Origin of the sequence: Tardiphaga sp. P9-11 (assembly GCF_008329525.1) — a bacterium.
Taxonomy (GTDB): domain Bacteria; phylum Pseudomonadota; class Alphaproteobacteria; order Rhizobiales; family Xanthobacteraceae; genus Tardiphaga.
In genome coordinates this window covers 598,772-611,283 of the sequence record NZ_NPKQ01000001.1, presented here as the reverse complement: position 1 = coordinate 611,283, position 12,512 = coordinate 598,772, and the positions used below count along the sequence as shown (strand labels likewise).

At 61.1% G+C, this 12,512-nt stretch carries 9 protein-coding genes and 1 pseudogene; 5 read left to right on the top strand and 5 right to left on the bottom strand.

Going from position 1 to position 12,512, the window contains the following annotated elements; all coding sequences use genetic code 11:
• Nucleotides 1–288: a DUF1330 domain-containing protein gene (locus CIW50_RS29435; RefSeq protein ID WP_246664164.1), complete on the bottom strand. Its 288-nt coding sequence runs from the start codon at nt 286–288 to the stop codon at nt 1–3.
• 90 nt (nt 289–378) lie between these two features.
• Nucleotides 379–510: pseudogene (locus CIW50_RS29430) on the bottom strand (YjiS-like domain-containing protein); the annotation flags it as partial.
• Nucleotides 511–731: 221 nt separating this feature from the next.
• Here CIW50_RS29430 and CIW50_RS02860 point away from each other — a divergent pair.
• From CIW50_RS02860 to CIW50_RS02840, 5 genes are all read left to right on the top strand, one after another.
• Nucleotides 732–1,652 (top strand): LysR family transcriptional regulator, encoded by a 921-nt coding sequence (locus CIW50_RS02860; protein WP_149529746.1) that lies wholly within the window; start codon nt 732–734, stop codon nt 1,650–1,652.
• 63 nt (nt 1,653–1,715) lie between these two features.
• A complete protein-coding gene (locus tag CIW50_RS02855; RefSeq protein ID WP_502707348.1) occupies nt 1,716–2,318 on the top strand; it encodes a 3-keto-disaccharide hydrolase in 603 nt (200 codons plus the stop codon).
• Between the two features lie 104 nt (nt 2,319–2,422).
• The gene (locus CIW50_RS02850) at nt 2,423–3,340 is read left to right on the top strand and encodes a pirin family protein (RefSeq protein ID WP_149529745.1); all 918 of its coding nucleotides are present in this window, start codon (nt 2,423–2,425) and stop codon (nt 3,338–3,340) included.
• 66 nt (nt 3,341–3,406) lie between these two features.
• Entirely contained in the window at nt 3,407–4,324 is a 918-nt protein-coding gene (locus CIW50_RS02845; RefSeq protein WP_149529744.1) for a phosphoribosylaminoimidazolesuccinocarboxamide synthase, read from the top strand.
• 174 nt (nt 4,325–4,498) lie between these two features.
• Nucleotides 4,499–6,691 (top strand): SLC26A/SulP transporter family protein, encoded by a 2,193-nt coding sequence (locus CIW50_RS02840; RefSeq protein ID WP_149529743.1) that lies wholly within the window; start codon nt 4,499–4,501, stop codon nt 6,689–6,691.
• Between the two features lie 39 nt (nt 6,692–6,730).
• Here the strand turns inward: CIW50_RS02840 and CIW50_RS02835 are convergent, their stop codons facing one another.
• The 3 genes from CIW50_RS02835 to CIW50_RS02820 form a co-directional block, all read right to left on the bottom strand.
• A complete protein-coding gene (locus CIW50_RS02835) occupies nt 6,731–9,904 on the bottom strand; it encodes an efflux RND transporter permease subunit (RefSeq protein ID WP_149529742.1) in 3,174 nt (1,057 codons plus the stop codon).
• An 8-nt stretch (nt 9,905–9,912) separates the two neighbouring features.
• Nucleotides 9,913–11,043 carry an efflux RND transporter periplasmic adaptor subunit gene (locus CIW50_RS02830; RefSeq protein ID WP_246664112.1) on the bottom strand — a complete coding sequence of 377 codons (1,131 nt, stop codon included), beginning with the start codon at nt 11,041–11,043 and terminating at the stop codon, nt 9,913–9,915.
• A 962-nt stretch (nt 11,044–12,005) separates the two neighbouring features.
• Nucleotides 12,006–12,497, bottom strand: coding sequence for a hypothetical protein (locus tag CIW50_RS02820; RefSeq protein ID WP_246664111.1), 492 nt, complete (start codon nt 12,495–12,497; stop codon nt 12,006–12,008).
• Between the last annotated feature and the right edge of the window lie 15 nt (nt 12,498–12,512).

Here is a 12,512-nt window from a genome sequence, read left to right as displayed (position 1 = left end):
TCAGGCGCCGTCGATGATGATGAAATCGGCCTCGGCGTATTTCCGGCGGATGGCTTTCGCAGCTTCGTATTCCGGACTGCGGTAGCAGGCCGTCGCTGTCGCGCGGTCGGCGAATTCCACCACCACATTGCGATCCCGGGCATCGCCTTCCATGGTTTCGAAGGCGCCGCCACGCACGATGAACCGGGCGCCGAATTTGTCGAACGCCGGCTTCGCCGCAGCGAGATAGTCCGGATAACGGGTCTCGTCGCGCACTGATACGCGAACAATCCAGTAGGCTTTCGACATCATGGCTCTCCAGTTTTGGTGTGATCGTTGTGGTGCGGCCTGCGTCGCATCGTCGTTGCCGTGGCGGGTTACGGCATCAATGTTGGCGCGGGTCACGCCGATATCGCGCAATTCATAGTCGCTCATCGAGCGTAGCTGGTCACACGCCTGTTGCCGCTCGCGCAGGCCGCGCCAGCCGTGACGCAAGGCTGCGACGACGGCGATTACGACCGACCGCAACATCCGGGCACGCTCGGCATGGGCACGCTGCACGACGGATCGTTTCAGCGCCGTCCATTGCAGCGGCGTCAAGTGGTGCGTGTGGTGCGCGTGCGGCTCGCGTTCGCTGTCGATCATGTCCGCCCCTTTCCGCTGATGGGTGACGTCGGTCATGACGGTTTACCCGGCGCCTTTCATCCCATAAAATGAATAATCAAGATCATTTCGATCTCAGGGAGAGATGCATGAATCTATCCGAGCTGCGTATCTTCCGCGCTGTGGTGCACGAAGGCGGCGTGACGCGCGCCGCGGAGCGGTTGCACCGCGTGCAGTCCAACGTGACCACGCGGGTGCGTCAGCTCGAGGACGATCTCGGCACCGCGCTGTTCGTGCGTGAAGGCAAGCGCCTGCACCTGACGCCCGCGGGCCAGACGCTTCTCGGCTATGCCGACCGACTGCTGACGCTGGCCGACGAGGCCCGCGACGCGGTGCAGGACCCGCGACCACGCGGCGTCTTCCGTCTTGGCGCCATGGAAAGCACCGCGGCGGTGCGGTTGCCCGGACCGCTCAACGAATTTCACCGCCGCTATCCCGACGTGCAACTCGAAATGCGCATTGGCAACCCGGAGACGCTCGCAAAGGGCATCCTCGCCGGCGATCTCGATGCCGCCTTCGTGGCCGAGCCGATCGCCGCGGCGCCGTTCGACCGCGTGCATGCGTTCGACGAGGAGCCGGTGATCGTGTCCTCGGCAGGCCATCCGCCGATCGGCCGCAAGGACGGCGCGCCGCGCTCGGTGCTGGTGTTCGAGAACGGCTGCCCGCATCGCAAGCGGCTGGAAGACTGGTATGCGAAGCGCGGCGAGATGCCCGAGCGCACCATTGAACTCGGTTCCTATCACGCCATGCTCGGCTGCGTCGTCGCGGGTATGGGCATCGCACTGTTGCCGGAAAGCGTGCTGTCCACATTTCCCGAAGGCAAGCGGCTCACCGTGCATCGCCTGCCGCGCGGCGAGAATCACGCCGAGACCGTGCTGATCTGGCGCAAGGGCGCGGCTTCGCCGAACGTCCAGGCGATGCAAAAAGTACTGCTGGACGAACGAACGGCACGCGGCTCGGGAGTCAGGCGCAAGGCATCAAGCGTCAGCGCACTGCACAATGTGAAGTAGATTTACACCCCATTCTCCCGTGGCTAACGTCACGCCAATAAAAGCAAACGGGAGGAGACCTTCATGATGCGCGTTACAGCGATCGCGGCCGGATTTGTCATCGGCGTTGCGGCTCTTACGACAATCCAGCCTGCTTCGAGCCAGTCTGACGGCTGGGTCACGCTGGTCGATAGCACCAAGATGGGTGACTGGGACAAGGTTGGCGACGCCAATTGGGCGATGAAGGACGGCGCGCTCGCCGCCGACAAGCTGCTCTCCGGCAAGGATCTCGCTTATCTCGTCAGCAAAACACCCTACAAGGATTTCCAGATCAAGGCCGAGTTCTGGACCGACGCCGAAGCCAATAGCGGCATCTTCATCCGTTGCGATAACCCGAAGGTGATCGACGGCAAGACCTGCTACGAGGTCAACATCTTCGACAAGCGGCCCGACCCGTCCTACGGCACCGGCGCGATTGTCGATGTTGCCAAGGTCAATCCGATGCCCAAGGCCGCGGACAAGTGGAACACCTATGAGATCACGGCGAAGGGCCCGAAGCTCACAGTGATCCTGAACGGCGAAAAGACTGTCGATGTCGAGGACACCAAGCACGCGACCGGCCCGATCGCCCTGCAATACGGCTCCGGTGTGGTGAAATTCCGCAAAGTCCAGATCAAGTCGCTGTAAGTAAAGCCATTCCTCGGCCCGGCCGGAGCAATCCGTCCGGGCCGATGCCCTTTTACCCGCCCCCCTAAATACTGCTATGATGGCCCCAAACTTACGGAGCCCTCATGAGCTGGCAACCATCAGAAGATCCGATCCTCGGCGACGCGCAGACCTGCGACGCCCTGGAGCTTGTAATCGTGCCGCGCACCCGCGATCTCGGCGACGGATTCCTCGTCCGCCGGGCACTGCCCCACGGCAAGCGCCAGATGGTCGGCCCGTTCATCTTCTTCGATCATTTCGGTCCGATGCAGTTCATCTCCGGCAAGGGCATGGATGTGCGGCCGCATCCGCATATCGGCCTCGCCACCGTCACCTATCTGTTCGACGGCGCCATCATGCATCGCGACAGCGAAGGCAATGTCCGCGAGATCCAGCCCGGCGCAATGAACCTGATGACAGCCGGCAAGGGCATCGCCCATTCGGAGCGCACCCCTGATGTGCAGCGCCGCGACGGCCAGAAGATGCTGGGCCTGCAAAGCTGGATCGCTCTGCCCAAGGGCTCCGAGGAAATCGCGCCGTCATTCCAGCATTATGCCGCCGACAGCCTGCCGACCATCACGGACACCGGCTTCACCGCACGCGTGATCGCCGGCAAGGCGTTTGGCAAAGCGTCGCCGGTATCGATGGTGTCGCCGTGGTTCTATGCCGAAGTGGCGGTCGAGGCGGGCACCAGCGTGCCGCTCGATCCCGACCATGAGGAACGCGCGGTCTATATCGTCGACGGCGAGGTCGAGATCGCCGGCGACCGTCATGAGGCGCCACAACTGCTGATCTTCCGGCCCGGCGACGCCATCACCATCAAGGCTGTCAGCAACACCCGCATGATGTTCCTCGGCGGCGATGCGCTGGAAGGGCCGAGGCACCTGTGGTGGAACTTCGTGTCCTCCAGCAAGGAACGCATCGAGCAGGCGAAAGAGGACTGGAAGACCGGCCGCTTCGCCCATGTGCCCAACGAGCACGAATTCATCCCGCTGCCGGAATAGGCTCACTCCTTCATCACGCCGCCGCCGGCCAGACGCCGGACGGTTCTGCTTTCGAAAGACCCTGACATGACCGCGATGGCTACCAGCGACCTGCCCCTCCCCAAGATCGGTCGCGGCAAGGTGCGCGATATCTATGCCGTCGGCGACGACCGCGTGTTGCTACTGACCACCGACCGCATCAGCGCCTTTGACGTAGTCATGAACGAGACCATCCCGATGAAGGGCGCGGTGCTGACCCAGATCAGCGCCTGGTGGTTCAACCAGCTTGGCGGCGTGGTCCCGCATCACATGATCTCCGCCGACGCCGACGAGATCATCAAGCAAGTGCCGGCGCTCGCAGGCCACCGCGCCGCCTTGGCCGGCCGCGCGATGTTGTGCCGCCGCACCACCGTGTTTCCGATCGAATGCGTGATTCGCGGCTACATTTCGGGTTCAGCCTGGAAGGAGTATGCCGCGAGCGGTACCTTGGCCGGCGAGAAGCTGGAAGCCGGACTGCTTGAGAGCCAGAAATTCGCCGAGCCGGTGTTCAGCCCTGCCACCAAGGCCGAGACCGGCCATGACGAGAACATCACCATTGCCCGGATGCGCGAGATTATCGGCGAGGAAGATGCCTTCACGCTCGAGAGCATGACCCGCGCCGTCTATACCCAGGGCGAGGAGATCGCCCGCGAGGCCGGCATCATCATCGGCGACACCAAGTTCGAATTCGGCAAGGAGGCCGACGGCCGCATCATCCTGATCGACGAGGTGATGACCCCTGACAGCTCCCGTTTCTGGGCCGCTGACGTCTATAGACCGGGTCAGCCGCAGCCGAGCTTCGACAAGCAGCCGCTACGCGACTATCTGGACATCGAGCGCAGCGCTGGCCGCTGGAACGGTGAAGCACCGCCGCCGCCACTGCCCCCTGAGGTGATCGACGCCACCAGCAAGCGCTATTTGGAGGCCTATCGCCGCCTGACCGGCACGAAGCTGGTCATCGACTAACAAACGGACTGTCTTTCCCGCGGACTGTCATAAAAATAGTCTTGTCCGTCCATCTCCCCGTCGTCTACCAGAGACGGCGGCGGTTGCGCCTGTCGCGCAGCGCTCCCACAGGTTCGCGCGTGACACACTCCCGGCCCGCCCCCACCATTCTGGCCGCCTTGAAAGCAGCCGCCCATGGCTGACTCCCGTGTCAGCCCGGACGTGTTGCGGGCGTGGCGCAACGACGTGTTCGGTGGCCTGATCGCCAGCGTCCTCACCATCAGCTTCAGCCTGTCCTATTCGGTGCTGATTTTCACCGGGCCATTGGCCTCGTTCCTGCCCTATGGCATCGCCGCCACTTTCATCTCCGCGAGCGTCATCGCCGCCGTGATCGCGCTCGGCAGTTCATTTCCCTTCGCCGTGGCCGGTCCCGAGAGTTCCACCGCAGCCGTCACCGCGATCCTGTCGGCAGCCTTGGTCGAACACATCGTCACGGCCGATGCATCGCCCACTTTGCTGGGTCCAGTGCTCATCACCCTGTGCTCGGCCACGGTCGTCACGGGCATCGTGCTATGCGGCTTCGGGATTACGCGCATGGGGCGGGCGATCCGCTATGTACCCTATCCGGTGATCGGCGGGTTTCTCGGAGCCACCGCCTGCCTGATCGTCGCTGGCGCCATTCAGGTGATCACGGGCCACAAGCTGCAATGGACGAACCTGACAAAGCTGGTCAATCCGATAACGCTTTACGAATTACTGGCTGCGGCTGCCGTGGCAGTGACGATCTACATTGTCTGGCATCGCTCCCGTAAGCCGCTGGCGTTGCCCATGATCCTCATCGCGAGCGTCATGGCGGCTCATCTCGTCTTCAAGATCGCCGGAGTGTCCGTAATCGAGGCACAGGCTATGGGCTGGACCTTCGCATCGCCGCCCAAGGCCAGTCTGACCTTGCCCTGGACCTTCTTCAGCGAAGGCTATCCATGGCAGGCGCTTCCCGGCCTCATCGGCAATTTCATTGCTGTGATCTTCGTGACGGCCGTGAGCACCCTGTTCAATACGACCGGCATCGAAGTTGCAGCGCATCGCGAAGCTGACATCGAGCGCGAACTCAATGTGACCGGCATCGCCAACATTCTGGCTGGCGCGCTCGGTGGCTATGCCGGCTGCATCTCGATCAGCCGCTCCATCCTGAACCGCAACAGCGGCGCTACCGGTCGTTTGTCCGGCCTGACCGTCGCCGCGGTGGCCGCGCTGATGCTCGTCGTCGATCCTGCATTACTTGCCTATATGCCGCGTTTCGTACTCGGTGGCCTGCTGCTGTATCTCGGCCTCGAACAACTTCATCGCTGGATCGTCGACTCCCGTAGGCGGCTCTCGCTGCTCGACTACCTGTCGCTGCTGGCGATCATCGTCATTATTCTCACATGGGGTTTCGTGGCTGGCGTGCTGATCGGCATCGTCATCGGCTGCGCCACCTTTGCGCTCAGCGTGTCGCGGGTCTCCTCGATCAAATACGGTTTCGACGGTTCGGAATATCGCAGCTCGCTGGACCGCTCGCTGGACGACCAGCGCACGCTGGCGGCGCATGGCCGAGAGATCCAAGGCCTCAATCTGCAGAGCTATCTGTTCTTCGGCTCTGCCAACCGGCTCTATTTACACGTCAAGGCACTGCTGCGCCGTCATCCCGAATGCCGCTATCTGGTGTTTGACTTCAAGTTGGTGACGGGCATTGACTCGTCGGCGGCCCACAGCTTCGCCCAAATCAAGCGCATTGCCCAAGGCCACGGCACCACGCTGGTGCTCGCCAATCTTCATCCCTCAGCCAATCGCAATTTGCGCGCCAGCCTGTTCATCGATGACACCGTCGAGGTCATGGGCGAACTCGATCACGCGCTGGAGTGGTGTGAAAACGAGGTGATCGTCAGGCATCGCGGACTCGCCGAAGAAGAAGCCAACTTGCGCGATTGGTTCACCAAGATTCTGCGCACCGCCGACGATTCCGAAGAACTGATGCGACGCTGCCAACGCGTCGAAGTCAGCGCCGGCGAAATCGTCGTTCAGGCCGGCGACGCTGCCGATTCCATGCACTTCATTCTCGACGGCCGACTCGGCATCATGGTGCCGGCCGGCGACGGCAGGCTGACGCGGGTGCGCAGCCTCGGGCGTTACACGACGGTGGGTGAAATGGGCCTCGTCGCCTATGCACCACGCAGCGCCACCATCCAGGCAGAAATCGCCAGCGTCCTTTATTTGCTCCGCGCCGACGCTTTCGAGGACATCAAGCAGAACCATCCCGCTCTAAGTCAGAAGCTGCTCACTTACTTCGTCTCGGTCATGGCCGAGCGACTGGCTTTTGCGAGCCGGATGATTGCAGTCTTGCGAAGGTAAGCACTCCGCAGCGTATCCGAAGCGAGCGTCATGACCGGTCTAATGGCTTGCGTCGCTAACGCCGACCGTCGAATTGGCAGGCACCGTTGCCTTCGCCTTGCGGCTGGCGCGCCAGTTCTCCCACCCCTGGACGACGATAAAGAAGGTCGGAACGAACAGCACCGCGAGGCAGGTCGACGCGATCATGCCCGAAAACACGGTGATGCCGATCGACTTGCGGGCACTGGCGCCGGCGCCGGTCGCGAGCACCAGCGGCAGCACGCCAAGAATAAAGGCGAAAGACGTCATCAGGATCGGCCGGAAACGCGCACGCGCCGCTGCGACCGCAGATTCGAGCAGCGGCTTGCGATCATGCACATGCAGCTCGATCGCCACCTCGACGATCAGGATGGCGTTCTTCGCCGACAGAGCGATCAAAAGGATGATGCCGATCTGCGTATAGAGATTATTCTCGATCCGCAGCGCAGTAAGCACCGCCATCGGGCCAAGCAATGACAGCGGCACGGCCAGGATCACTGAAATGGGCGCGTACCAGCTTTCATACTGTCCCGCGAGCACCAGATAGACGAGCAGCAGCGCAAGGCCGAATACATAGTACAACTGATTGCCGACGATCTTTTCCTGGTACGACATCGCCGTCCATTCGAAGCCCGCTCCCGGAGGCAGGGTCTTGGCCGCGATCTGCTCCATCAGCGCCATCGACTGCCCGGAACTGTAGCCCTGCGCCGGCAAGCCGATCACCATCGCCGACGGATAGAGATTGTAAAGACTGATCAGCGACGGCCCCACCGCTGGCGTAATCTTCGCCACAGTGCCGAGCGGGATCATGCTGCCCTGCTGGTTGCGGACCGTCAGGTTCTCGATGTCCCGGGCGGTCAGCCGAAATTTGGCATCCGCCTGTGTATAGACCTGAAAGGTGCGACCGAACTTGTTGAACTGGTTGACGAAGGACGATCCTAGATAGGACGACAGGGTCGAGAACACCTGATCCGTCGTGACATGCAGCGTCTGGGTCTTAATGCGATCGATCTCGATATCGAATTGCGGGACCATCGACCGAAATGGCGAGCTGACCCGCTGCAACGCGCTTTGCGTCTGTGCATTGGCCACGACCGCCCCGGTGATCGCCTGCAGCTTGCTGTAATCCGCATTGCCATCGCGCAGTTCGATCTGCATGGCGAAGCCCGCGGCATTGCCGATGCCCTGAATTGGCGGCGGCGGGATGACCAGAATGCGCGCTTCCTGGATTTCCGACATGCTTGCATTCAATTCGACGAACAGCGAGCGAAGGTCCTGACCCGGTCCGCGTTCGCTCCATTCCTTCAGGATCAGGTAGGCTACACCGGCATTGGCGAGGCTGGAGCTGCTGTCCAGTGCCGAGATGCCCGCGATGCTGACGACCTGTTCCACCGCCGGCGTTTTCGCCGCCAATTCGCTGACCCGATCAAGCACCTGCTGCGTCCGGTCCAGCGCGGCGCCATCCGGTAGTTGCACGGCGACCAGGAGATAGCCTTGATCCTCGATCGGGATGAAGCCCGTGGGAATCCGCGACAGGCCGTAGCCGGCGATGCCGATCAGGATGAGTGCCAGGACAACCGAGAGATTGCTGCGCGCGACCATGCGCGTGATCAGGGCGGCATAGCCCCGTTCAAGCCGGTCATAGACCCTGTTGAAGCCGCGATAGAAGAAATTGCGCTTCTCGGGCGGCACCGGGCGGCGCAGCCACAATGCGCATTGTGTCGGCTTCAGTGTGGCCGCATTGACGGCGCTGAGCAGCGCCGTGGCCGCGATGACCAGCGCGAACTGCGCATACATGCGCCCGGTCAGCCCGGGCAGGAACGCCGCCGGCAGAAACACCGAGATCAGCACCAGCGTGATGCCGATGATCGGACCGAACAGCTTGTCCATTGCGCTGATCGCAGCGTCGTGACCGGACATGCCTTGCTCGATATTGTAGGCCGCGCCTTCGACCACCACGATGGCATCGTCGACGACGATGCCGATCGCCAGCACGATCGCGAACAGGGTCGACAGATTGATCGTGAAGCCAAGCGCCGCCATCGCCGCAAAGGCGCCGATAATCGTCACCGGCACCGTGGTCGCCGGCACCAGCATCGCGCGCCAGTCCTGCAGGAAGATCAGAATGACCACCAGCACCAGCAAACCCGCTTCGAACAGCGTCTTATAGACTTCGTTGATCGAGGCCGAGACGAATTTCGTGGTGTCGAACGGCGTGTCGTATTCGATATCGTCGGGGAATTGCCTGGCCAGCGCCGCCATCTTCTTCTCGACGGCCTTCTCGACCTCCAGCGCATTGGCCCCCGGCGACTGAAACACGCCGATGCCGACCGCCGGCTTTTTGTTGAGCGAAAAAATCTGACTGTAGGTCTGCGCACCCAGTTCAACATGCCCGACGTCACGAACCCGCGTGACATCGCCATTATCGCCGGTCTTGACGACGATGTCCTCGAACTCAGAGGGATCGTTCAATCGTCCGTTGATGTTCAGCGTGTACTGAAATGCCTGCCCCGCAGGCGTCGGCGGCATGCCGATCTGGCCTGCCGCGACCTGCTGGCTCTGCTGCTGGATGGACTGGATGACATCCTGCGGCATCAGCCCGCGCGCTTGCAGCTTGTTCGGATCGAGCCATATCCGCATCGAATACTGACCAGCGCCGAACACCGTCACATTGCCGACGCCAGACAGACGCGACAGCTCGTCCCGGATGTTGATCGTGGCGTAATTGCTCAGGAACAGGCTGTCATAGGTCGACTTTGGCGACGACAGCGTCACGAACAGCAGGATCGCCGTCGATTTCTTCTGAACGGTCACACCCTGATTTTGCACGGCGGTCGGCAGCGACGACAGCGCGCTCGACACGCGGTTTTGCACTAGCACCTGCGCAAAATTCAGGTCGGTGCCGATCTTGAACGTGACCGTGAGTGAATAGGTGCCATCGGCAGCGCTGAAAGACTGCATATAGAGCATGTCCTCGACGCCATTGACCTGCTGCTCGATCGGCAGCGCCACCGTGTCGACGATGGTCTTGGCGCTGGCGCCGGGATAACGCGTCGTCACCTGGACGGTCGGCGGCACCACGTCGGGATATTGTGCGACAGCCAGGTTGTAGAGCGAGACGCCGCCGATCAAGATCATCAGCAGCGCGATGACGTTGGACAGGACGGGCCGCTCGATGAAGAACTTCGAAATCATGGCCTGTCCTATTTGGTCGGTGCTGGCTCTTCGATCTTTCTTAGTTGCGGATCGACCTTCTGCCCGGGAATGGCACGCAGCAGACCTGCGACAACGACGCGATCGTCCGGCTTCAAACCGCTTTCAATCACGCGAAGTTCACCCTCCAGCGGCCCGGTCATGACCTTGCGTTGCTCGACGATATTGTCGCCATTCACAACCAGCAGATAACGTCCGGCCTGATCGCTGCCGAGCGATACATCCGGCACCAGCAGGGCGTTGTCCTGCCGGTCGATGGGCACGCGAACACGCACATAGAATCCCGGGAGCAGGATGCGATCCGGATTCGGCAGCATGCCACGCACGGGCAACGTTCCCGTTGACTGGTTGATGGTCGGCGAGATGTAGTCGATCTGGCCCTTGTGCGGAAATCCAGCCTCGGTCTGCAATCCGATCTCGATCGGCAGCTGCCTGAGATCGCTCACGGTCAGTCCGCGCCGCCGCGCTTCGTCCCGGATGCGCAGCACATCCTGTTCATTGACGTTGAAATTCACGTAAATCGGGTCGAGCTGCACGATCGTCGCAAGTTGCGTCGGCGATGCAACGCCGACAAGCTCACCCACTGACACCAGATGCGCGCTGACGATGCCATCAAACGGCGCCATGACATTGGTATATCCGTAATTGACGTCAGCAATCTTGGTATTGACCTGCGCTTGCTGCAGACTGGCTTGCGCGTTGTCGCGCGTTGCCGTCGACTGATCGAGCGTTGACTGAGCAACGACCTGCCGGGACACGAGGTCCGTCTGGCGCTTGAAATCGGCTTCCGCCTGTTTCACGGACGCCTGCGCGCCGGCTTCCGCGGCCTGCGCCTGCTCAAGTTTCAATTTGTATGTTTCGGGCTCGACCGTGAACAGCGTCTTGCCTTGTTTGACAAAGGAGCCATCCTGATAATCGATCGACTGCAGGACGCCTTGAACGCGCGCCACGAGATCGACATTCTTGATCGGTGCAGTGTTGCCTGTTGCTTCGAGAAAGCGCGTGATACCGCGCTGCACAGGGACCGCAACATCGACTTTCGGCGGCGGTGGCGGGACGAAAGCGTTTTGCTCGCAGGCACTTAAAAAGAAGCTCGCTAGTGCAACGCCGGCAACGCGCATGGCCGTAACATGTTGCGGTCGCTCAGTGTGGGTTTTCGGTCGAGATGAACAGGCGCGCATAAACCGCATTGTCCTGCCTCAATCAAACGAGTCTCTGAAAAATCCTTGGCCAAAAAAAACCGCCGACCATCCGCATCAATAGCAACAATCCACTTGTAGTGAAACCGAAACCGTCAAATGATGCCGAACCGAAGTTGTTGTGCGAATACCTTTCAGAACTAACACCTTTTGAAAATTTTACGCAGTTGCCTGGTTGGATGACTTGGCTGACCGGGCAGCGACAACAAGGATTTCATCGATGAATTTCATAGTCGCTTCGGCCGCGCGATGTCGCGTGCCGATGGTTGCGGTACTCTTCGCAATCGCAAGTCCCGCCTTTGCACAGGCCCCGAGCCAGGCACAGCGTGACGCGGTCAAGGCGCAATGCCGTTCGGATTACATCGCGCATTGCTCGAGCGTCCCGCCTGGCGGGGAAGCCTCGTTGCAGTGCCTGCAGAAGAACATGTCGAGCCTTTCTGCAGGATGTGCAGGCGCGGTCCGCGCGGTCCAGGCGCCAGCTGCTGGGCCTAAAGCCGCCGAACCAACACCCGCAGCAACACCCAAGACGGAAGCCGCTCCACCGACCACCAAGCCAGCCGCTGCCGCGCCGAAGGCAGCTGCGAAAGGCACGACTGCGGCTCCGGCTGCAGCAACCACGACCGCCACACCTGCTGCGGCCGCCGTCGCTCCCGCAGCGATAGTGCTACGGCCCATGCGTCCACGCGAAGAATTGTTTGTGATGAGATCAGCATGCGGTGGCGATATCAGATCGCTGTGCGGCGGAATTGCGCCGGGTGGCGGCCGCATCGTGCAGTGCTTGGCCAGCAACAGCGCATCGCTTTCGCCGGCTTGCACCAGCGTCCTGGCGCCGTTCGCTCGACGATGATTGAGGCTACGCGACAGTGCTTCGCCGACTGCGTCCGTTACTCCCCACGAAAGGCAAGGATCAGCTGTACCAACCGGACAGATAGAATGATGTAACAGAGCGACATCGCGATCTGAAACGCGACATGCCACTCCAGCTTTGCAAGCTTGTAGAAGCCATCGATGAAATTCAGCAACAGCAGCGCGATTCCGAATAGTTCGACGCCACGACCGACAAGACCGTGGCGCAGGTATCCGAACAGAACGATAGAGGGCTCATTGCTCGATACATGTGCCCCGGCCGATATAATCAAAGTTCCGATCACCATCTTTTCGACGTGACTGAATATTTCCTTTGAGACGGGCTCGATATGTCGATTGTGAAAGGCAAACCATCTGGCTCTGAAATCCGACATGCTTTCTCCTGCTGAGGCAACAACGGGCAAAACAGTCCCGCGGCATGTTTCAAGTCGGCAAGTATCTGCGAGATTTAATAAACGTTTTGCCGCATCAGGATGCAAGGCGCCGTTGCAGGATTTCTGATCGCTCACGAGATTTTTGCGTGT